General features: G+C 72.1%; 22 protein-coding genes. 12 read left to right on the forward strand and 10 right to left on the reverse strand.

The genetic code is table 11. The features are described 5' to 3' along the window. Positions 1-364 precede the first annotated feature (364 nt). From AB0J87_RS27995 to AB0J87_RS28010, 4 genes are all read left to right on the forward strand, one after another. Positions 365-634: a hypothetical protein gene (locus tag AB0J87_RS27995; RefSeq protein ID WP_363969779.1), complete on the forward strand. Its 270-nt coding sequence runs from the start codon at positions 365-367 to the stop codon at positions 632-634. 122 nt (positions 635-756) lie between these two features. Further along, complete coding sequence (locus AB0J87_RS28000) at positions 757-1,395, forward strand: TetR family transcriptional regulator (RefSeq protein ID WP_363969781.1); 639 nt, start codon at positions 757-759, stop codon at positions 1,393-1,395. 3 nt (positions 1,396-1,398) lie between these two features. Then, positions 1,399-2,220, forward strand: coding sequence for a class I SAM-dependent methyltransferase (locus tag AB0J87_RS28005; RefSeq protein ID WP_363969783.1), 822 nt, complete (start codon positions 1,399-1,401; stop codon positions 2,218-2,220). A 45-nt stretch (positions 2,221-2,265) separates the two neighbouring features. Continuing rightward, entirely contained in the window at positions 2,266-3,219 is a 954-nt protein-coding gene (locus tag AB0J87_RS28010) for an NAD(P)-dependent oxidoreductase (protein ID WP_363969785.1), read from the forward strand. Between the two features lie 10 nt (positions 3,220-3,229). Here AB0J87_RS28010 and AB0J87_RS28015 read toward each other — a convergent pair whose 3' ends face one another. Continuing rightward, a complete protein-coding gene (locus tag AB0J87_RS28015) occupies positions 3,230-4,417 on the reverse strand; it encodes a glycosyltransferase (protein ID WP_363969787.1) in 1,188 nt (395 codons plus the stop codon). Beyond that, complete coding sequence (locus AB0J87_RS28020; protein WP_363969789.1) at positions 4,414-5,637, reverse strand: glycosyltransferase family 9 protein; 1,224 nt, start codon at positions 5,635-5,637, stop codon at positions 4,414-4,416. Before AB0J87_RS28020 ends, AB0J87_RS28015 begins: the two co-directional genes overlap by 4 nt. A 168-nt stretch (positions 5,638-5,805) precedes the next feature. Between AB0J87_RS28020 and AB0J87_RS28025 the strand changes: the two genes are divergently transcribed. Both AB0J87_RS28025 and AB0J87_RS28030 read left to right on the forward strand, forming a co-directional pair. Then, on the forward strand, positions 5,806-6,396 hold the full coding sequence (locus AB0J87_RS28025) for an HAD-IIIA family hydrolase (protein WP_350735325.1): 591 nt from the start codon (positions 5,806-5,808) through the stop codon (positions 6,394-6,396). 46 nt (positions 6,397-6,442) lie between these two features. After that, the gene (locus tag AB0J87_RS28030) at positions 6,443-6,685 is read left to right on the forward strand and encodes a WhiB family transcriptional regulator (protein ID WP_363969792.1); all 243 of its coding nucleotides are present in this window, start codon (positions 6,443-6,445) and stop codon (positions 6,683-6,685) included. Positions 6,686-6,710: 25 nt separating this feature from the next. Here AB0J87_RS28030 and def read toward each other — a convergent pair whose 3' ends face one another. Beyond that, a complete protein-coding gene (gene def / locus AB0J87_RS28035) occupies positions 6,711-7,223 on the reverse strand; it encodes a peptide deformylase (protein ID WP_363969794.1) in 513 nt (170 codons plus the stop codon). Between the two features lie 199 nt (positions 7,224-7,422). Between def and AB0J87_RS28040 the strand changes: the two genes are divergently transcribed. Beyond that, positions 7,423-8,589, forward strand: a complete 1,167-nt coding sequence (locus AB0J87_RS28040; protein ID WP_363969796.1) for a uroporphyrinogen-III synthase — start codon at positions 7,423-7,425, stop codon at positions 8,587-8,589. Next, positions 8,586-9,320, forward strand: coding sequence for a CbiX/SirB N-terminal domain-containing protein (locus tag AB0J87_RS28045; RefSeq protein WP_363969798.1), 735 nt, complete (start codon positions 8,586-8,588; stop codon positions 9,318-9,320). The genes AB0J87_RS28040 and AB0J87_RS28045 overlap by 4 nt, the downstream gene beginning before the upstream one ends. A 55-nt stretch (positions 9,321-9,375) precedes the next feature. Here the strand turns inward: AB0J87_RS28045 and mshC are convergent, their stop codons facing one another. The 5 genes from mshC to AB0J87_RS28070 all read right to left on the reverse strand — a co-directional run bounded on the left by mshC (position 9,376) and on the right by AB0J87_RS28070 (position 13,336). Next, positions 9,376-10,599, reverse strand: coding sequence for a cysteine--1-D-myo-inosityl 2-amino-2-deoxy-alpha-D-glucopyranoside ligase (mshC, locus tag AB0J87_RS28050; RefSeq protein ID WP_363969800.1), 1,224 nt, complete (start codon positions 10,597-10,599; stop codon positions 9,376-9,378). Positions 10,600-10,609: 10 nt separating this feature from the next. Then, the gene (locus AB0J87_RS28055) at positions 10,610-11,257 is read right to left on the reverse strand and encodes an NRDE family protein (protein ID WP_363969802.1); all 648 of its coding nucleotides are present in this window, start codon (positions 11,255-11,257) and stop codon (positions 10,610-10,612) included. Positions 11,258-11,327: 70 nt separating this feature from the next. Continuing rightward, complete coding sequence (locus AB0J87_RS28060) at positions 11,328-12,095, reverse strand: SCO1664 family protein (RefSeq protein ID WP_363969804.1); 768 nt, start codon at positions 12,093-12,095, stop codon at positions 11,328-11,330. Continuing rightward, positions 12,092-12,640, reverse strand: a complete 549-nt coding sequence (locus AB0J87_RS28065) for a DUF3090 domain-containing protein (RefSeq protein WP_355200806.1) — start codon at positions 12,638-12,640, stop codon at positions 12,092-12,094. The genes AB0J87_RS28060 and AB0J87_RS28065 overlap by 4 nt, the downstream gene beginning before the upstream one ends. A gap of 9 nt (positions 12,641-12,649) precedes the next feature. Further along, positions 12,650-13,336: a histidine phosphatase family protein gene (locus AB0J87_RS28070; protein WP_363969807.1), complete on the reverse strand. Its 687-nt coding sequence runs from the start codon at positions 13,334-13,336 to the stop codon at positions 12,650-12,652. A 124-nt stretch (positions 13,337-13,460) separates the two neighbouring features. Here AB0J87_RS28070 and AB0J87_RS28075 point away from each other — a divergent pair, with 124 nt between their 5' ends. Continuing rightward, complete coding sequence (locus AB0J87_RS28075) at positions 13,461-14,408, forward strand: aldo/keto reductase (RefSeq protein ID WP_350735310.1); 948 nt, start codon at positions 13,461-13,463, stop codon at positions 14,406-14,408. A 136-nt stretch (positions 14,409-14,544) separates the two neighbouring features. Continuing rightward, positions 14,545-15,375: a hypothetical protein gene (locus AB0J87_RS28080; protein WP_363969809.1), complete on the forward strand. Its 831-nt coding sequence runs from the start codon at positions 14,545-14,547 to the stop codon at positions 15,373-15,375. Positions 15,376-15,472: 97 nt separating this feature from the next. On the opposite strand, the gene fabI is transcribed toward AB0J87_RS28080, so the two are convergent. Together fabI and AB0J87_RS28090 are read right to left on the reverse strand one after the other, a co-directional pair. Next, complete coding sequence (fabI, locus tag AB0J87_RS28085; protein WP_363969811.1) at positions 15,473-16,237, reverse strand: enoyl-ACP reductase FabI; 765 nt, start codon at positions 16,235-16,237, stop codon at positions 15,473-15,475. A gap of 1 nt (position 16,238) precedes the next feature. Beyond that, positions 16,239-16,934 (reverse strand): beta-ketoacyl-ACP reductase, encoded by a 696-nt coding sequence (locus tag AB0J87_RS28090; protein ID WP_350735304.1) that lies wholly within the window; start codon positions 16,932-16,934, stop codon positions 16,239-16,241. Positions 16,935-17,011: 77 nt separating this feature from the next. Between AB0J87_RS28090 and AB0J87_RS28095 the strand changes: the two genes are divergently transcribed. After that, a complete protein-coding gene (locus AB0J87_RS28095; RefSeq protein WP_363969814.1) occupies positions 17,012-18,508 on the forward strand; it encodes a TldD/PmbA family protein in 1,497 nt (498 codons plus the stop codon). Next, positions 18,505-19,875, forward strand: coding sequence for a metallopeptidase TldD-related protein (locus AB0J87_RS28100; RefSeq protein WP_363969816.1), 1,371 nt, complete (start codon positions 18,505-18,507; stop codon positions 19,873-19,875). Before AB0J87_RS28095 ends, AB0J87_RS28100 begins: the two co-directional genes overlap by 4 nt. Positions 19,876-19,896: the final 21 nt, after the last annotated feature.

The following is a 19,896-nucleotide window of genomic DNA, read 5'->3' on the forward strand; positions in this document are numbered from 1 at the left end:
AAAGCTCGATAAATCCAGAAAACACCCTCGGCTTCGCGCCGTGATGCCTACTCAACTGACCGCGCACGTTAGGCACGCCATGGCGACTTCCCATGTTGACCCGCACCAAAGAAGTCAGGACACCAGGCGCCGCATCCTCGAGATGGCCGTCTCCCTCCGGGAGGACCGCTCCGGGGGCTCCGTGGACCACTTCCTCGCGCTGTTGCAGGACCGCCTTCCGCTCTGGCTGAGCATTCTTCACAATCTCTCCTATCGCATCGGAAAAGGGTGCGTAGCGGACAACCTTCTCCCCATTGCCCGAGCGGGCATTAATTACTACATCGACGTACAAAGTGCGGCACTTCCCGCTTTCACCTCGCCGAACGTGACGGTCCGCTTCCGCGAGGCCGTCCGCGACACGGGGCTGGGGCCGCGCACCGAGGTCGCGCCGCTGGCCGCGTACCTGGCGGCCGAGCAGGACCTCGGCCGGATAGGGCCGGAGGTGGACCCCGAGGCCAGCGCGCGACTGCTGATCGCGGGCTGCTTCCACCGGGCCTACCTCGAGATGTTCGTCGGCGCCGACGCCGGCCCGACGCTGGAGGCCAGCGCTCGCGAGATCGTCCGCGAGCTGCGCCTCGATCCCGTCCCCGCCTGACGGCGGCAACACCCCGGCCCCGCCCGCGGCGACCCCGCGGGCGGGGCCGGGGTGTTCGCGCGCGCAAAACCGCGCGCGCAAAACCTTGCCACGAGGCTGAACGCGCGTTTAGCATGCCGAACATGTGTTCAGCGCATTCGGACCTGACCGCGCAGGCGAAGATCCGCGACGCGGCCATCGCCCACTTCGCCCGCGACGGCTTCCAGAAGACGAACCTGCGGGCCGTCGCCGCCACCGCGGGCGTGAGCGCCGCCCTGGTCATCCACCACTTCGGCAGCAAGGAGAAGCTGCGGAGCGCCTGCGACGACCATGTGCTCGGCGTGCTGGTACGGCGGGCGCACCAGGCGGGGACGCCCAACCTGCTGGGCGAGTTCATGGCGGACCCGGAGGAGTACCAGCTCAAGGTGCGCTACATGGTCCGGGCGATCGAGGAGGACACCCCCGCGGGCGGCAGGTTCGTCGACACGCTGGTGGCCGAGTCGGAGTCGATCCTGCGGGCCGGGATCGCCGAGGGTTCGGTGCGGCCGTCCTCGGACGTGCGGGCGATGGCCGTGCTCACCGTGCTGACCAGCCTCGCCATGCTGACCATGGCGCCACCCCTGACGCGCGCGCTCGGGCACGAAGGCTTCGGCCCCGAGGTCCTGCGCCGGATGACGCTGCCCACGCTGGAGCTCTTCACCCACGGCCTGTACGCGGACGACGCGCCGCTGAAGGCGGCCACGGCCGCCTGGGAGGCCTCTCAAGAGAACAGGGACGAATGACCGATGACGACCCCCATTCCCGCTCTGACCCCGCTCCAGGACACCCTGTGGCTGACACTGTGCGGCAGGGCGCTCGACAACCGCCTGCCCCGCCCCGTCCTGGGCGACCGGATGGCCGACGAGATCGTCCGCAAGGTCGGCTACGACTACGGCAAGCTCCACATCCCCTCCTCCAGCGCCCTCTACATCGCGCACCGGGCCAGGAAGCTGGACGAGATCGCCCGGCGCTTCCTCGCCCGCCACCCCGACGCGATCGGCCTCGATCTGGGGGCCGGCCTCGACAGCCGGGCGCTGCGCATCGCCCCGCCGCCCACCGCCGAATGGCACGACGTCGACTTCCCCGAGGTCCTCGCTGCCCGGCGGCGGCTACTGCCGGATGAAGCCAGGCCCCACGACCTCGCCGCGGACGTCACCGACCCCGCGTGGCTGGACGGCCTGCCCTCCGACCGGCCGGCGGTGATCGTCGCCGACGGGCTGATCGCGTTCCTCTCCCTGGAGGAGATGATCGCGCTGGTGAACCGCCTCATCGGCCACTTCCCCACCGGCGAGATCGCCTTCAACGGCTACAGCAAATTCGCCGTGTGGGCCCAGAAGCGGTTCGCCGTCGGCAAGAACATCATCGACGTCTCCAAGTTCCCCGGCCTCGACGACCCAAGGGAGCCCGAACGCTGGCACCCGAAGCTGAAGCTGGTCAAGGAGGTCCTGATGACGCGGGAGCCCGAGGTGGCCGGGTTCCCGGCATGGCTGCGGCTGATGAACCGCCTGACCGCGCCCAGCGCGGCGTTGTCGCGGAAGGGGAACGTGGTTCTCCACTACCGCTTCTAGGGTTAGACTGATTGTCAGTCGCACTGACGATCTGGAGAGCTGACCATGATTCTGATCACCGGCGGGCTGGGCTTCATCGGCACGCACACCACCCAGGCCCTGCTCGACCTCGGCGAATCCTGCGTGCTCGTCCAGCGCAGGCCCGCCGTGCTGCCCGAGAGGTTCGCGGACGCGCCCGTCGTCGTCGAGCAGGCCGACCTCACCGACGAGGCGGCCCTCCTGGCCGTCGGCGAGCGGCACAAGATCACCGGCATCGTGCACCTCGCCGGGTCCATCCCGTGGCCGCCCGGCGCGTACCAGCCCCTGGAGGGCGCGGACAAGTCCATCCGGAGCCTCCTGAACGTGTTCCGCGCCGCGAGCGAGTGGCAGGTGACGCGGCTCGGCCTGGCCAGCACGATCGGCGTGTACGGCGGCGTCACCGGCGAGGGCGCGCTCCAGGAGGACCTCCCCCTGCCGATGACGTCACCCCACCCGATCCCGGCGTTCAAGAAGATCGGCGAGCTGCTCGGCGACCATCTGGCCGGGGCCATGGGCCTCGACGTGGTCCACTACCGCATCGGCGCGATCTGGGGGCCGCTCGGCCATCCCCAGTCGCCGTTCTTCGCCGCTCCCCAGCTCGTGCACGCCGCCGCGCGCGGCACCGAGCCCGACCTGTCCACGTTGCGCGCCGGCGCGTACATGGAGGACGGCATCGACCTGTGCTACGCGAAGGACTGCGGCCGCGCTCTCGCGCTGCTCCAGCTCGCGGACCGGCTGGCGCACCGCACGTACAACGTGGCCTCCGGGAGGGCGACGACCAACGGCGAGGTCGCTGCGGCGATCAGGAAGCTCGTCCCCGGCGCCCGGGTCGGCCTCCCGGAGGGCCGCGACCCCGCCGCGCAGAACACCTGGCTCGACATCACCCGCCTGCGCGAGGACACGGGATACGAACCCGCCTACGACCCCGAGCGGGCGGTCGCCGACTACCTGGCCTGGCTGCGCGCCGCGAACGAGCGTTAGGCGCGGGCGCTCAGCCTCCGAGCGCGGCCAGGCGGCCGACCGTACCGTTGACGGCCTGCATGTACACGGACTCGGTCAGCTCGGCGACGCGCGCCCAGCCGTACCTGTCGCGGGCCCTGCGAGCCCCGGCGGCGGCGAGCGCCGCCCGCCTGCCCGGGTGGTCGAGGATGTCGCTCAGCGCCCTGGCCAGGGCGCGCGGGCGGCGCGGCGGCACCAGGATGCCGCAGCCGGCGACCGTGTCCAGGTGTCCCCCGACCGCCGAGGCCACGACGGGCACGCCGCAGGCCATCGCCTCGATCGCCACCATGCCGAACGGCTCGTACCACGGCACCGTCACCAGGACGTCGGCCGAGCGCATGAGGGCCGGTACGTGCTCGCGGGGCACGCTGCCGATCACGTGGACCCGGCGTTCGAGCCCGTACGCCCGTGCCAGCTCGTACAGCCTGACCGCCTCCTCGTCGTCCTGGCGGCCGCCCGCGATCACCAGGTCGGCGTCCGGGATCCGGCGCAGCGCCCTGATCACGGTGTCCACGCCCTTGCGCGGCACCAGCCTGCCGATGCTGAGGATCAGCTTGCCGCCCGTGCGCGGCGCCACCGGCCCGCCGGGGCGGAACACCGACAGGTCCACCCCGCACGGCACGACCGCGATGCGGCGTTCGGGGACGCCCATCGCGCGCAGTTCGGCCACCTCGTCGCCGCAGGTGGCCAGCACGGCGTCGGCGCGCCTGCCGATCGCGCGCTCGGCGTCGATCCGGTGGGCGGGGCTGGTGTCGGCGTCGCCCTGCCAGCGCCGCTTGACGGTGCCGAGCGCGTGGAACGTCTGCACCACCGGCACCCCGCCGGCCGCCCGCAGCGCCGCCTGCCCGCTCATCCAGAAGTGGGCGTGGACGACGTCCGGGGGGCTCGCGGCCCAGCGGTCGGCCAGGCGCTCGGTGAACTCGGCCAGGTACGGGGGCAGCTCGTCCTTGGGGACGGGGACCGGCGGCCCGGCCGTGACGTACTCGACCGTGACGCCCGGCGCCATGGTCACCGACCCGGGCTGCCGCCCGGACGAGCGCCGGGTGTGGACGACGACCGTGTGCCCGCGCCCGGCCAGCGCGCGGGCCAGTTCGGCGACGTGGACGTTCTGGCCGCCGGAGTCGACGTCGCCGACCTGCGCCAGCGGGTCCGCGTGCTCGGAGATGAGATCGACCTTCACTGCGTCAGCTCCCTCACTGCCTTGACCACCTGCTCGCTTGTCACGTGGGACAGGCACGGGTGCCCGGGCACCGGGCAGGCGCGCGCCCCGCTTGCGCGGCAGGGCGCCTCCTGGTCTCCGAGCAGCACCGTGGGCACCCCGTACGGAGCCCACCGCGCCGCGGGGACGACGGGGGCGAACAGGCTCACGACCGGCGTCCCGACCGCCGCCGCCAGGTGCGCGGGACCGGTGTTGCCGGCCACGAGCACCCCGGCGCCGTCGATGACGGCGGCGAGTTCGGCGAACGTGGTCATGCCTCCGAGATCGACGGCGACGCCGCCGGCCACGTAGGCGGTGAGGTCACGTTCGTTGCCGGTCACGACGACCCGGTGTCCGTCCTGCGCCAGCTCCCGTACGGTCCGCCTATGCCGTTCGGCCGGCCAGGTCCGCGCGGGGGCCGATACCCCTGGGTGCACCACGACGTACGTGCCTTTGCCGGCATCGGCGCCGGCATCCAGCAGTTGCCCCAAATTTCCGCCTATATCCGGCAATGGCCGCTGAACAGCGAGTTTGCCGTCATCGCCCGTCGGCAACTCGAACCCGGCCGCCCTGGCGACCGCCAGCATCCGCTCCGCCTCGGGCACGTCGACGCTCTCGTCCACGACGTGCCGGACGTCCAGGAGCGAGCCGGGGTAGTCGTCGCTGATGGCGGTGATCCTGGGGACGCCGGCCAGCCTGAGCAGCAGGGCCAGCGGGAGCGCCGACTGGTGGAACGAGGTGAGGATCACCGCCTCGTCGACGCCCGCGAGCCGGCCGACCAGGTCGGCCGCCTGTCCCTTGGTGACGGGCGGCGGGGTGTGGTCGATCCACGGGGCCCGCCATTCGATCACCCGGTCCACGCCGGGCAGCAGCTCGGCCGCCGGCCTGCCGTCCGGGCCGGCCAGGAAGACCAGCTCGCGGGCCAGCGTGCGCACGGCCCTTACGGCGGGCCCGGCCAGCAGCACGGCGCCGGCCCCGTCCAGCCGCGCCACCAGCACCCGGCCCCGGTCGCCCGGGCCGCGGTGGCTCGCGGCGCGCACGGCCCGTCTCCTGGCCGACGCGCGCGGGACCGTTCTCATCCTCCGGCGCGGGGCCGGGTCGCACAGCACCGCTCCCGGCATGCGACCGTTCATCGCCGCCTGCGCGCGCGGGCACCAGGCGGCCGGCTCGTGGAAGATCGCGTCGATGCCGAGAAACCTCATCGTTCCCCCTCAGAGGACGGGAACCGCTACCGAGAGGAGCGATGCCCAAACCTTCCCCACGCCCATGAGATGCGCAAACAGGAGAAACGGCCTGGACTTGGTCACGCTAAGTAGTTGTTTGCCTGGTTAGGCCCCGGGTAGCTGGCGGGCACGCGACGGAGGTGGAAGGTGTTCGAAAAGCGACGTCCCGGCGCGGTGCTCTTCGACCGGGACGGGACCTTGATCAGGGACGTGCCGTACAACGGCGACCCGGACCTCGTCGAGCCCATGCCGGGCGCGGTGGAGGCGGTGGCCAGGCTCAGACGGGCCGAGGTGCCGGTGGCCGTGGTCACCAACCAGTCCGGCGTGGCCAAGGGTCTGTTGTCCCCGGACGACATGGATCAGGTGAACGCCCGGGTGGAGGAGCTGCTGGGGCCGTTCGACGCGTGGGCGATCTGCGTGCACGACGACGCCGACGGCTGCACCTGCCGCAAACCGGCCCCCGGGCTCGTGATCAGAGCCGCCGCCGTGCTCGACGTCAGCCCCCGCGACTGCGTGGTCGTGGGGGACATCGGCAGGGACATGGAGGCGGCCAGGGCCGCCGGGGCCAGGGGCATCCTGGTCCCCACCCCGCAGACGTGCCAGGAGGAGATCCTGCAGGCCGCCGAGGTCGCGGACGACCTGATCGACGTCGTCGACCTGGTGCTCAGCGACGCGGAGGCGCCGGTGCCGGCCATCAGCGCGCCGTGGGCCCGCGCCCTTGGTTGGAGCCGCTGGTGAGCCGGCGGAGGTATGAGAGCAGGTCGGCTGGGTAGACGCGAGCAACATGATGATGCTCGACTGGACCCGCAGGGCCGCCTGCCTCGAACTGGACCCGGAACTGTTCTTCCCGATCTCTCTGGAAGGGCCGAGCCAGTCGCAGGCCGAACGGGCCAAGCATGTGTGCGCCGGCTGCCCCGTACGTGAGCCTTGCCTGGAGTACGCGCTGACCACGCGGCAGGCGTACGGCGTGTGGGGCGGCACCGACCCGCAGCAGCGCAGGGAGCTCGCCGTGCGCTCGGCAGCCTGAACGACGCCCCTCAGCCGAACGGGGCTCAGCCGGGCAGGGCCGCCGCCAGGAAGCGCTCCCGCTCGGCCGCCTCCAGGTGGTCGCTGAACAGCACGCCGTCGAGATGGTCGACCTCGTGCTGCAGCACCCTGGCCAGCACCCCCAGCGCGCGGACCGTCACAGGCTTGCCCATCATGTCGCGGCCACGCGCTGTGACCATGTAGGAACGTTCCAGTGGCCACCACAGCCCCGGCGCCGACAGGCACGCCTCGTCGGCCGTGACCCGCCGCTCCGACAGCTCCAGGCGGGGGTTGACCAGATGGCCCGACTTGCCGTCGTAGGAGTAGACCACCACCCGTACCGGCTCGCCCACCTGCGGCGCCGCCAGGCCCGCGCGGCCGGCGCCGGCGCGCATCGTGGCGGTCAGCGACTTGACCAGGCGCCGCAGCTCCCGGTCGAAGTCTTGCACCGGCTCCGCGACCGAACGCAGCACCGGATCGTCGAACGTGCGAATAGGCCGGACCGTCACCCGCAACTCCCCGATAGGCCACGTCGTCACCGTCAACGTTTCCCGTGACCGCGCCTCGCCAATCCCTGAGGGCCTGGCTTGTAGCACAGCGGTAACAGAGGGGACCCGCGGGCGAAACCACCCGAAAGCAGTATCGGAGGGTGATCTCACTTGCGTCACACGTGCCTGTGATGCCTGGCCGGGTGCTCGGGGCCCGGCCAGGCATCTTCGACTACCTGGAGGTGCCGGCATGAGCGTGCTTGCCCTTGAGGGCGGATCTTCCCCGGAGACGGCCCCCGACGCCCTGTCGGGCTTCACGGTCGGCGTGACCGCGACGAGGCGGCGCGAGGAGTTCGGCGCGCTGCTGGAGCGGCGCGGCGCCCGCGTGGTCAGCGCCCCCGCGATCCGGCTGGTCCCGCTGGCCGAGGACGCCGACCTGCTCGCCGCGACCCGGCTCAGCCTGGCGGAGCCGCTCGACGACGTGGTGGTCACCACCGGCGTCGGCTTCCGCGGGTGGATGGCCGCCGCCGAGGGCTGGGGCCTGTCGTCCGACCTGGGCGAGCACCTGGCCAACGCGCGGCTGCTGACCCGCGGTCCCAAGGCCCGGGGCGCGGTGCGCGCCGCCGGCCTCAACGACCACTGGACGCCCGCCACCGAATCGTGCCAGGAGGTCAAGCAGTACCTGCTCGACCAGGACCTGCACGGGCGGCGCATCGCGGTGCAGCAGCACGGCGAGCCGCTCAGCGACTTCGTGGCGGACCTGCGCCGGGCGGGGGCCGAGGTGATCGAGATCCCGGTCTACCGGTGGCTGCCGTACCGCGACATCTCGCCGCTGCGCCGCCTCATCAGCCAGACCATCTCCGGCTCGGTGGACGCGGTGGCCTTCACCAGCGCGCCCGCCGTGCACGCGATGCTGGGCGCGGCCCGCGCCGAAGGGCTGGAGGAGTCGCTGCTGTCGGCGTTCAGCGGAACGGTCGTGGCCGCCTGCGTCGGGCCCGTCACCGCCGAACCGCTGACCTCGCGCGGCGTGCCGACGCTGCAGCCCGAACGCTCGCGCCTCGGCGCGCTGGCCCGAGCCCTGGCCCGGCACCTGCCCGAGCACGGGGTGACCCGGCTCGTGGCGGGCGAGCACCGGCTGGAGATCCGCGGCCACGCGGTGGTGGTGGACGGCGAGCTGCGCCCGCTGCCCCCGGCCCCGATGGCGGTGCTCAAGCGCCTGGCCGACAAGCCGGGTCACGTGGTGTCCCGCGCCGACCTGCGTACCGTGCTGCCCGGCAGCGTCGCCCGCGACTCCGCCGAGCACGCGGTGGAGATGGCGATCACGCGGCTGCGGCGGGCGCTCGGGCCGAGCGGGATCGTGGAGACGGTGGTCAAGCGCGGCTACCGGCTCGCCTGCCAGTACGAGGCGGGGCTGTGATCGAACGTACGGCCACGCTCGTCCTGGCCGCGCACGGCACGCGGAGCGCCGCCGGGGAGTCGACCCTGTCGGCCCTGGCGGAGACGGTCAGGATGGCCCGTCCCGGGCACCGGGTCGAGCTGAGCTACCTCGAGATCAGCTCGCCTCTGCTGTCCGACGTGCTGCCCGCCGTCCGCGGACCCGTGGTCGTCGTCCCGCTGCTGCTGGCGGGCGGCTACCACGCCCACATCGACCTGCCGGAGGTCATCGCCTCCCGCCGCCCCGACGCCGTGGTCGCCGGCTGGCTGGGGCCGCACCGGCTGCTGACCTCCGCGCTGGCCCGCAAGCTGGCGCGCGCGGGCCTGCGCGCCACGGACGCGGTCCTGCTCGGGGCCGCGGGCTCCTCCGACCCGTCCGCCCTCGCCGACGTCCGCGCCGCCGCCCACCGGCTCGCCGTACGCCTGGCGCGGCCGGTCACGGCCGCCTTCGCCTCGGCCGGCTCGCCGTCCCTGGAGGAGGCCATGGAACGGCTCGCCTCGACCCCGGCCGCCCGGGTGGCCATCGCCTCGTACGTGCTCGCGCCCGGCCACTTCCACGACCGGCTGGCCTCGGCGGGAGCGGGGCTGGTGAGCGACCCGCTCGGCCCGGACCCGGACGTGGCGGCGCTCATCTGGCACCGCTACGACACCGCCCTCACCAGCCGCCACGCGCTCCCCCGGCATTCACCCGGCCTGCACCAGGCGTCCCTCTAGCGGAGGTTGCGACGCCCCGCCGAGCGCCGTTCGACCCGGCGCTCGCGGGACGGTGTCAGAGAGCGATGCCCAGGAGGGCGTCGGTGAGATCGCGGACCAGGGCGGGCGCTGTGGCGTCGGGGCCGCCCTGGGCGAGGGCCTCGTCGACCCAGGCGTCGACGGCGGCCAGGGCGCCCGGCGAGTCGAGGTCGTCGGCCATCCGGGCGCGTACCGTGGACAGCAGTTCGCCGGCGCGCGGCCCCGACGGCAGCGCCACCGCCTCCCGCCACCGCGCCAGCCGCCGCTCGGCGTCGGCCATCAGGGACGGGACATACTCCCAGTCCGCGCGGTAGTGGTGGGCCAGCAGCACCAGCCGGACCGCCATCGGGTCGTGGGCCACCCGCAGCCTGGACACGAACACCAGGTTGCCCTTGGACTTGGACATCTTCTCGCCGTCCAGCGCCACCATGCCCGCGTGCGTGTAGAACTTGGCGAACGGCCACTCGCCGGTGAGGGCGTGCCCCTCGGAGGCGCCGCACTCGTGGTGCGGGAAGATCAGGTCCGAGCCGCCGCCCGCGACGTCGTAGCCGCCCCCCAGGCTGTCCAGGGCGATCGCCGTGCACTCGATGTGCCATCCGGGCCGCCCCCGGCCCAGAGAGGAGTCCCAGGCGGGCTCTCCGGACCGCTCGGCCCGCCACAGCAGCCAGTCGAGAGGGTGGCGCTTGCCCGCCCTGTCGGGGTCGCCTCCGCGTTCGGCGAACAGGGCCAGCATCTCCGCCTCGTCGTAGCCGGACACCTGGCCGAACTTGGGGGCGTCGGCCACGCTGAAGTAGACGTCGCCGTCCAGGCCGTACGTGACGCCCTTGGCGGACAGCTTGGAGATCAGCTCGGCCACCCTGCCGACGACCTCGGTGACGCCCACGTACTCGCGGGGCGGCAGGATCCGCAGCGCCTCCATGTCGCCGCGGAACAGCTCGATCTCCCGCTCGGCCAGCTCACGCCAGTCGACACCGGTCTGCTCGGCCCGCTCCAGCAGCGGGTCGTCCACGTCGGTCGCGTTCTGGGTGTAGTGGACCTCGTGGCCCGCGTCCCGCCACATCCGGCCGACGAGATCGAAGGCGTGGTAGGTGTTGGCGTGGCCGAGGTGGGTGGCGTCGTAGGGGGTGATGCCGCAGACGTACATCCTGGCGGTCGGCCCCGGATCGGTCTGCCTCACCTGCTTGGCCGAGGTGTCATAGAGACTCAGCGGAATGCTCTCACCTGGGAGCTTTGGAACGTTCTGGGCAGCCCACGATCTCATGTGTTTGAGCCTATCTGTCCCGATCAGCGGTCAGGTCAGTGAACTGGTACGTCACGTCCTCCGCCGAGAGTGAGACCTCCATCACCGACAGGGAGGCGAAGATGCGCCCGCCGGGGAGTTCGTGCCGGACGATGAGCGCGCCGGGGTCGGCGGACGGCTCCGCCTTGATGAGCTCGCTCCAGGCCTCGCTCTCGAACCTGGGCAGGTACACGACGACCCGTGCGCTCGCCGGGTCCAGGCCCGTGTTCACGATCATGCTGACGCCGTCGGGCAGGTCGGTGGTGGTCAGCCGGTCGCCGTCCCAGCTGAACATGCGGATCCGCGCCAGGTCGGCGAGCACCAGGTGGAAGGGGTCGTAGCGGGTCAGGTCGGGGCCGGGCGGCTCGCCGGTGGACACGGCCCGCAGCGCCAGGTCGCCGCGCGAGAGCCGGTCCGGCTCCGGCGCGTGCCGGCCGCGCCCGTTGAGCAGCGCGGCGGCGCGGCGGGCCGCCGGGTTGACGGCCAGCCAGGTGCCGCCGGCCTTGAGGTCGCGCCCGCCGACCACGCCCGGATGCTCCGGCCAGTGCTCGCCCGGCGCCTCCCACGGGCGGTCGGTGAACTCGTCTCTGACGCCCATGAGGGTGAGCGTCCGCCCGGGTTTCACGATCAGCGTGCACATGGGGCAAAGGGTAATAAACGGGCTTCGGCCGCCGCCGGGAGGGGCGGGCCCTGACGGGCCCGGGAACGCTTTAGATCGGGGGCCAGGGGATGGCGGGCCAGCCTTCGGAGGGGTACGGATGCACGCCGGTGTCCAGCAGCCGCCTGACCCGCTGCCAGGTGGCCTCGACCTCCTCCAGGCTCAGCAGCTCGCGCAGCCTGCGCCCGAGGGCGCCGGACTCGATGTCGCGCTCCAGTTTGGCCAGCACGGCCACCGCCTCGCGGGCGAGGGGCTTGCCGCGCCACTGCCACAGCACGGTGCGCAGCTTGTCCTCGACGGAGAAGCAGACCCCGTGATCGACCCCGTAGACGTGCCCCGTGGGCAGCGGCAGCAGGTGGCCGCCCTTGCGGTCGGCGTTGTTGACGATCGCGTCGAACACCGCCATCCGGCGCACCAGCGGATTTCGGCTCTTGACCAGCCGCTGGAGGTCGATCTCGCGCTCGGTGTCGATCCAGAGCTGGACCATGCCGGGGCCGAAGGGGCCGTCGCGGTAGACGGTGGGCGGCACGATGTTCCAGCTGGTCGCCTGCGACACCTCGAACGCGGCCACCTCCCGGGCGGCCAGCGTGCCGTCGGGGAAGTCCCACAGGGGGCGCTCGCCGCGTACCGGCTTGTAGACGCAGGCGGCCGAGCGGGAGCCCAGCTTGACCGAGCAGTAGAGCGTCATGTTGGTGGCCTCGACGAGGCGGCCGGCCACCTCCAGCCGGCCGTCGCGCAGCAGCACGAGGGCCTCGTCCTCCTGCATGGACGGCGGTTGCCGGGACGGCTTGACTACCGGCTCGCTCTCCGGAGCGGTCATGAAGCCGCCTCACCCCCGCGATATCCGTTGAGGCGCACGCAGACATGCCCGGAAGCGTCGAGCGGCTGTCCGCACAGCGGGCACGGTGGCCTGCCCGCGGAGACGATCTCGAGGGCCCGCTGGGTGAAGGCGCGAGCGGCTCCCGCGCTGATGCGCACCCGCAGCACCGCGGGGTCGGCGGCCTCGACGTCTTCCTCGTCGACGACCTCCTGCGCCTCGATCACCACTTGCGACCTCTCCGCGTCCCAGGCCAGTGCCATGGTGCCCACCCGGAAGTCCTCGGCGACGGGCACCTCGAGCGGCGCGTCGTCGGCCAGGTCGGCCGGGGCCAGCGCCGGGACGTGCGCGGTGCCCCCGCTCAGGCGCAGCACCTCGTCCAGCAGCTCGTCCAGCCTGCCCGCGAGGGCGGCGACCTGCAACTTCTCCAGCGCCACCGTGGTCAGTCTGCCCTCGGCCCTGGCCTGCAGAAAAAAGGCGCGCGCGCCCGGCTGCCCCAGGGCACCGGCGACGAACCTCTCTGGTGGGTCGTAGTCGAAGACCGGCATACGCTGACCTTACGTGGTTCCGGGTCCGCCGCCGACGGCGGCATCGCTCCCGGTGATGTTTTCTCCCCCGTCTTTCTCCTCCGAATCCTCGGGGAGCCGCAATTCCCCCATATCGTTGAGCTTGAGAACAAAGGGGCGCAGGGGGGCATAGCGAATGATGGTCAGGGCCGCAGGATCGGCTGTTATCCGCTGAAAGTGATCGAGGTGCAGGCCCAGAGCGTCCGCGACGATCGATTTGATCACGTCGCCGTGGCTGCAAACCAGGTAGACAGCCTTCTCCCCCAGGCGTTGATTCCACTCCCGGACCGCCGCGACGGCCCGGTGTTGCATACCGGCCAGGGACTCCCCTTCCGGAAATGTCACGGCACTGGGATGCGCCTGCACCACCTGCCACAGCGGCTCCTGGGCGAGCTCCTTCAGCGGGCGGCCGGTCCAGCCACCGTAGCCGCACTCGATGAACCGGTCGTCGATCAGCACGTCCATCCCGCGCCCGTCGGCGACCGCGTGGGCCGTCTCCCGGCAGCGTTCGAGGGGGCTGGAGACGACGGCGTCCAGCCTGACGCCCGCGACGCGGGCCGCCAGGGCCTCGGCCTGCGCCCGGCCGGCCTCGCTCAGATGCACCCCCGGCGTACGCCCGGCCAGCACCGGGCCGGTGAGGTCCGTCAGCCCGTGGCGGGCCAAAAGCAGCGTGGTCACCCGGCAAGTGTCTCAGGCGTGGATCACAACATTTCACCGTGGGCCGCCGCGGCCGCGCCAACCGCGAACAACAGTGGTGCGTCAGCCCGATGAGCAGGTTTCTTGTTGGTAACCTGGCGGGATCATGCAGCAGCGCTATGTCGGCCACAGTGGCCTGTCGGTGTCCCGGCTGGGGCTCGGCACGATGACCTGGGGGCGTGACACCGACGCCGACGAGGCGGCCGCCCAGCTCCGGACGTTCCTGGACGCGGGTGGCAATCTCGTCGACACGGCCGACGTCTACACCGGTGGCGACTCGGAGCGGCTGCTGGGCCGGATGCTGCGTGACTCGGTGCCGCGTTCGGAGCTGGTGATCTCCACCAAGGCCGTGGTGACGCCGACCGGCCGCCGGCCGCGCGACGCCTCCAGGCGCCACCTGATCGCCGCGGTCGACGACTCGCTCAACCGGCTCGGGCTCGACTACGTCGACCTGTGGCAGCTGCACACGTACGACGCCGAGGTGCCGATGGAGGAGACACTGGCCGCGCTCGACGCGATCGTCTCCTCCGGACGCGCCGTCTACGCGGGCGTGTGCGACTACACCGGCTGGCAGCTGGCCGTCGCGGCGGTCACCCAGAAGATGATCCCCGGCCGCATCCCGATCACCTCTGCGCAGGCCGAATACTCGCTGCTGGCCCGCGAGCCCGAGCGCGAGCTGCTGCCCGCCGCCGCCGAGCTGGGCGTGGGCGTGCTGGCCTGGTCGCCGCTGGGCCGCGGGGTGCTGACCGGGAAATACCGCACCGGCATCCCGGCCGACTCCCGGGCCGCCACCCCGCACTTCGCCGACTTCGTCCGGCCGTACCTGGATGAGCGCAGCCGCAGCGTCGTCGAGTCGGTCATGACCGCCGCCGACGGGCTCGGCGTCTCACCGCTGGCGGTCGCCCTGTCCTGGGTCCGCGATCAGCCGGGGGTCGCCTCGGCCATCGTCGGAGCCCGTACGCACGCGCAGCTCACGGGGGCCCTGACGGCCGAGGACGTGGTGCTGCCCATAGAGATCCGAGATGCCCTCGATGACGTGTCGTCACTCGACTGACCCCTCGCCCCAGGAACGAGAGACCCCCTCGCGTATCACTACTCGATACCGAATCGCAACTTTACCTGCCAAACGCCTGCGTCTCATGTCCGATGTCCATAAAGATTTCCCCCGGAAGCGACGCAGGAGGGGACGGATGGGGAGCAGGGCCGCGATCTCGGCTGGAGTTCTCGCGGTGGCGCTGGCGGCCGTCCCAGGGGCCGCGACAGCCGCGGCGGCCGACGCGCAGGACTGTACGCGCGACGGGGGCCTGCTCTCAGGGGTGACCAACACACTGTGCGACGTGGTGAACACGCTCACCGGCACGGTCGACACCCTGACCGGCGGGACCACCAAAAAGGTGACGGACGGCGTGAACGACACCACCGACGAGGTGCTCGGCCGGGTCGGAGAGGTGGCGCCGACCGCCAAGGCCACGCCTGACACCAAGTCCTCGGCGTCGCCCTCCACCTCCGCGCCGGGGCAGGAGGACGACCCTCAGGACAGCGCCTGCCGGCCGGGGCAGGCCTGCGTGGGCGAGGAGGACATGCAGAAGCTCTCCCCCTCGCCCGTCCCCTCTCCCTCGCGTTCGTCGCGGCCCCGCGAATGGGGCGTGGAATCCCTGCCCAGCAAGAGGCCCACGGCGCCGGAGCAGCGCCCGCAGACCGTGGACACGGGGCGGCCGGTGATCGAGAAGGAGACGAAGGTCGACACGGACGAGCCGCGGGTGGACCTGCTGTGGCCCAATCCGTTCGCCCATGAGCTGACCCTGCCGATGCAGGACAAGCGGGTGGTACGGCCCAGCCCGCCCGCCTCGGACGTGCTGGGGACGGCGCTGACGATCGCGCTGCTGGGGTCGGCGGTGCTGGCCACGCGGATCGTCCAGCAGCGGCGCCAGCGCACGGAGCCGATGGAGTCGATCCCCTTCGAACCGGCGCGCGCCGGAAGCGGCCCCGGCGCCGGCAACGGCCATCACCGCGTGGCCTGAGCGGCCGCGCACCCAGGAGCGGGCCCGCGCCCGGTGGAACCCCCGCGCATCGAAAAGCGGGGCCCCGCGACCCGCGAGACCCCGCAACAGCCTCGGATCAGGAGCCGACGGCGTGGACGCCGCCGTCCACGTGGACGATGTCGCCGGTCGTCGCCGGGAACCAGTCCGACATGAGCGCCACGCACGCCTTGGCCGCCGGAATCGTGTCCGACAGGTCCCAGCCCAGCGGGGCCTTCGCCGGCCAGCTGTCCTCGAACTCCTTGAAGCCCGGGATCGACTTGGCCGCCATGGTGCGCAGCGGACCGGCCGCCACCAGGTTGACGCGGATGTTGTGCGGCCCCAGGTCGCGGGCGAGATAGCGGCTGCACGACTCCAGGCCCGCCTTGGCCACGCCCATCCAGTCGTAGACGGGCCACGCCTTCGTGGCGTCGAAGTCGAGGCCCACGACCGCCCCGCCCTCCTTCATGAGGGGCAGGCAGGCCACGGCGAGGGACTTGAACGAGTAGGTCGACACGTGCAGGGCCGTGGCGACGTCCTCCCACGTGGTGTTGAGGAAGTTGCCGCCCAACGCCGTCTGCGGAGCGAAGCCGATCGAGTGGACCACGCCGTCGAGGCCGTCCACGTGCTCGCCCACCCGCGCCGCGAGCGTGTCGAGCTGCTCGTTGCTCTGGACGTCGAGCTCCAGCACCGGCGCCGGCTCCGGCAGCCGCTTGGCGATGCGCTCGACCAGGCTCAGCCGGCCGAACCCGGTGAGCACCACCGTGGCGCCCTCCTCCTGGGCCAGCTTGGCCACCGAGAAGGCGATCGAGGCGTCGGTGAGCACGCCCGTCACGAGGATCCGCTTGCCTTCGAGAATTCCCACGTCAGTGCCCCATTCCGAGTCCGCCGTCGACCGGGATCACGGCCCCGGTGATGTAAGAGGCGTCGTCGCCGGCCAGGAAGCGTACGACGCGTGCCACCTCCTCGGGCGCCGCCTGGCGGCCGAGGGGGATGCGGGAGACGATCGCCTCCTGGTCGAGGTCGGCCGTCATGTCGGTGGCCACGAAGCCGGGCGCGACCACGTTGACCGTGATGTTGCGCGAGCCGTACTCGCGGGCCAGGGAGCGGGCGAAGCCGACCAGCCCGGCCTTGGAGGCGGCGTAGTTGGCCTGGCCGGCCTGGCCGGACAGGCCGACCACCGAGGAGATGAGGACGATCCGGCCGCGCTTGAGCTTCATCATCGGGCGGATGGCCCGCTTGGCCACGCGGTAGGCGCCCGTCAGGTTGGCGTCGATGACGTCGGTGAAGGTGTCTTCCTTCATCATCGCCAGCAGCGTGTCCTTGGTGATGCCGGCGTTGGAGACGAGGACCTCGACCGGGCCCTGCTCCGCCTCGACCTTGTCGAACGCGGCCTCGACGTCGGCCATGCTGGTGACGTCGCAGCGCACGCCGAACAGGCCCTCGGGCGGCTCCCCCGATCGGTAGGTGACCGCGACGGCGTCGCCGGCCGCGGCGAGTTCACGGGCGATCGCGAGGCCTATGCCGCGATTGCCCCCGGTGACGAGTACAGAGCGTGCCATGGCACCAGACGCTATCTCCTACCGGCGGGTATGCGGTTGTCCGGGTGGCACAAGATCACAGGGTTAGGATCGTGGACATGCGCCAGATCGATCCCGACTTCCTGGAGCTGCCGCTGCGGCAGCTGGCGGACGCCGCCCTGCAACGCGCCCGCGAACTCGGCGCCGAGCACGCCGACTTCCGGCTCGAACGCGTCAGAGCCGAGACGCTCAGCCTTTATGACGCCCGGCTCGAAGGCGCCATGGACGCCGACGACCTGGGCTACGCCGTGCGTGTCGTCAAGGGCGGCACGTGGGGGTTCGCGGCGGGCATCCACCTGACGCCGCAGGCCGCCGCGGCCGTGGCCGAGCAGGCCGTGCGGGTGGCGGAGGTGAGCGCCCCGATCAACCGCGAGCCCATCGAGCTGGCGCCCGAGCCGGTGCACGCCGAGGCCGTGTGGGTGTCAGAGTACGACGTCGACCCGTTCGAGGTCTCCTCGGCCGACAAGGTGAGCCTGCTGGCCGACTGGTCGGCCGGCCTGCTGAAGGGCGCCGATCACGTGTCGGCGCGGCTGCTGCAGGTCAAGGAGCAGAAGTTCTACGCCGACACGGCCGGCACGGTCACCACGCAGCAGCGGGTGCGGGTGCACCCGAAGCTCAACGCGATGAAGGCGCACGAGAGCGGCTTCGACGACATGTCGACGCTCGCGCCGCCGGTCGGGCGCGGCTACGAATACCTGACGGGCACGGGCTGGGACTGGCAGGGCGAGCTGGCCAGGCTGCCCGAGCTGCTGGCCGAGAAGCTGGCGGCGCCCTCCGTCGAGGCGGGCGACTACGACCTGGTCATCGACCCGTCCAACCTGTGGCTGACGATCCACGAGTCGATCGGCCACGCGACCGAGCTGGACCGGGCGCTCGGCTACGAGGCGGCCTACGCGGGCACCAGCTTCGCCACGTTCGACCAGCTGGGCGAGCTGGTCTACGGCTCGCCGCTGATGAACGTGACCGGCGACCGCACGGTCACGCACGGCCTGTCCACGATCGGCTACGACGACGAGGGCGTGCAGGGGCAGAGCTTCGACATCGTCAAGGACGGCATCCTGGTCGGCTACCAGCTCGACCGGCGGATGGCCCTGATGAAGGGGCTCGGGCGGTCCAACGGGTGCGCGTTCGCCGACTCGCCGGGGCACATGCCGATCCAGCGCATGGCCAACGTGTCGCTGGCGCCCGCACCGGACGGCCCCTCCACCGACGAGCTGATCTCGGGCGTCGAGCGGGGGATCTACATCGTCGGCGACAAGAGCTGGTCGATCGACATGCAGCGCTACAACTTCCAGTTCACCGGGCAGCGGGCGTACCGGATCTCCCACGGGAAGCTGGCCGGGCAGGTCAGGGACTTCGCCTACCAGGCGACCACGACGGACTTCTGGCAGTCGATGGAGGCCGTCGGCGGGCCGCAGACATACGTGCTCGGGGGCGCCTTCAACTGCGGCAAGGGCCAGCCGGGCCAGGTTGCGCCGGTCAGCCACGGCTGCCCGTCGGCGCTGTTCAGGGGCGTGCGGATCCTCAACACCGTTCAGGAGGGTGGCAAAGCATGAGGCCGCAGGAGATGGTCGAGAAGGCTCTGGAGCTCTCGGCGAACGACGACTGCGTGGTGCTGGTGGACGAGAAGTCCACGGCCAACCTGCGGTTCGCGGGCAACACGCTCACCACGAACGGCGTCGCCCGCTCCGCCCGGCTGACCGTGATCTCGATCGCGGGGCAGAGCGTCGGGGTCGTGTCGCGGGCCGCCGTACGCGAGGATCAGCTCGCGGACGTGGTGGCGGCGGCCGACGCGGCCGCGCGGGAGGCCCAGCCCGCGGAGGACGCCCGCGCCCTCGTCGAGGGCGTGCCGCAGTCGCCGCACTGGGGCTCCGCCGTCGAGCCGACCGACATCGGGGTGTTCGAGGGGTTCGCGCCCGCGCTCGGCGACGCGTTCGCGGCGGCCGAGGCGGGCGGCAGGAAGCTGTACGGGTTCGCGGAGCACTCGCTGACCTCGACGTTCCTCGGCACGTCCGCGGGCCTGCGGCTGCGCCACGACCAGCCGACCGGGCGCCTGGAGCTCAACGCCAAGTCGGCCGACCTGAAGCGCTCGGCGTGGACGGGCGTGTCCACCGAGGACTTCACGGACGTGGACGTCGCGGCGCTCGACGCCTCGCTGACGCAGCGGCTGGAGTGGGCCAAGACCCGGATCGACCTGCCGGCCGGGCGCTACGAGACGCTCCTGCCGCCGAGCGCGGTGGCCGACCTGATGATCTACCTGTTCTGGTCGGCGGGGGCCAGGGACGCGCTCGACGGGCGCTCGGTGTTCTCCAAGCCCGGCGGCGGCACGCGGGTGGGCGAGCGGCTGGGCACGCTGCCCGTCACGCTGTCGAGCGACCCGTCGGCGCCGGGCATCGCGTGCGCGCCGTTCGTCACGGCGCACGCCTCCAGCCGGGAGAGCTCGGTCTTCGACAACGGGCTCCCGCTGGGGCCGACCGGCTGGATCAAGGACGGGACCCTGGAGGCCCTGCTGCAGACCCGCTACTCGGCGGAGCTGAGCGGCCTGCCGGTGACGCCCGGGATCTCCAACCTGATCATGTCGGGCCCCGAGGGCGGCCGGTCCATGGAGGAGATGATCGCCTCCACGGAGCGCGGGCTCCTCGTCACCTGCCTGTGGTACATCCGCGAGGTCGACCCGCAGACGCTGCTGGTGACCGGGTTGACCCGGGACGGGGTCTACCTGGTCGAGCACGGGGAGGTCGTGGGCGAGGTGAACAACTTCCGCTTCAACGAGAGCCCGGTCGACCTGCTCGGGCGGTTGACGGAGGTGGGCGCCGCCGGGCGCACGCTGCCCCGGGAGTGGAACGACTACTTCCAGCGCACGATCATGCCGGCGGTGCGGGTGCCGGACTTCAACATGTCCACGGTCAGCCAGGCCAGCTGACCTTCCCGATGGCCGCGCCCA

This window comes from Nonomuraea sp. NPDC049625 (genome assembly GCF_040675285.1).
Taxonomy (GTDB): domain Bacteria; phylum Actinomycetota; class Actinomycetes; order Streptosporangiales; family Streptosporangiaceae; genus Nonomuraea; species Nonomuraea angiospora_A.

Excerpts from the sequence above, each read along its gene's own strand:
- AB0J87_RS28000 (WP_363969781.1), top strand. The coding sequence starts at position 757 with ATGTGTTCAGCGCATTCGGACCTGACCGCGCAGGCGAAGATCCGCGAC.
- AB0J87_RS28005 (WP_363969783.1), top strand. The coding sequence starts at position 1,399 with ATGACGACCCCCATTCCCGCTCTGACCCCGCTCCAGGACACCCTGTGG.
- AB0J87_RS28010 (WP_363969785.1), top strand. The coding sequence starts at position 2,266 with ATGATTCTGATCACCGGCGGGCTGGGCTTCATCGGCACGCACACCACC.
- AB0J87_RS28020 (WP_363969789.1), bottom strand. The coding sequence starts at position 5,637 with ATGAGGTTTCTCGGCATCGACGCGATCTTCCACGAGCCGGCCGCCTGG.
- AB0J87_RS28030 (WP_363969792.1), top strand. The coding sequence starts at position 6,443 with ATGATGATGCTCGACTGGACCCGCAGGGCCGCCTGCCTCGAACTGGAC.
- AB0J87_RS28040 (WP_363969796.1), top strand. The coding sequence starts at position 7,423 with ATGAGCGTGCTTGCCCTTGAGGGCGGATCTTCCCCGGAGACGGCCCCC.
- mshC (WP_363969800.1), bottom strand. The coding sequence starts at position 10,599 with ATGAGATCGTGGGCTGCCCAGAACGTTCCAAAGCTCCCAGGTGAGAGC.
- AB0J87_RS28055 (WP_363969802.1), bottom strand. The coding sequence starts at position 11,257 with ATGTGCACGCTGATCGTGAAACCCGGGCGGACGCTCACCCTCATGGGC.
- AB0J87_RS28060 (WP_363969804.1), bottom strand. The coding sequence starts at position 12,095 with ATGACCGCTCCGGAGAGCGAGCCGGTAGTCAAGCCGTCCCGGCAACCG.
- AB0J87_RS28065 (WP_355200806.1), bottom strand. The coding sequence starts at position 12,640 with ATGCCGGTCTTCGACTACGACCCACCAGAGAGGTTCGTCGCCGGTGCC.
- AB0J87_RS28075 (WP_350735310.1), top strand. The coding sequence starts at position 13,461 with ATGCAGCAGCGCTATGTCGGCCACAGTGGCCTGTCGGTGTCCCGGCTG.
- AB0J87_RS28080 (WP_363969809.1), top strand. The coding sequence starts at position 14,545 with ATGGGGAGCAGGGCCGCGATCTCGGCTGGAGTTCTCGCGGTGGCGCTG.
- AB0J87_RS28090 (WP_350735304.1), bottom strand. The coding sequence starts at position 16,934 with ATGGCACGCTCTGTACTCGTCACCGGGGGCAATCGCGGCATAGGCCTC.
- AB0J87_RS28095 (WP_363969814.1), top strand. The coding sequence starts at position 17,012 with ATGCGCCAGATCGATCCCGACTTCCTGGAGCTGCCGCTGCGGCAGCTG.
- AB0J87_RS28100 (WP_363969816.1), top strand. The coding sequence starts at position 18,505 with ATGAGGCCGCAGGAGATGGTCGAGAAGGCTCTGGAGCTCTCGGCGAAC.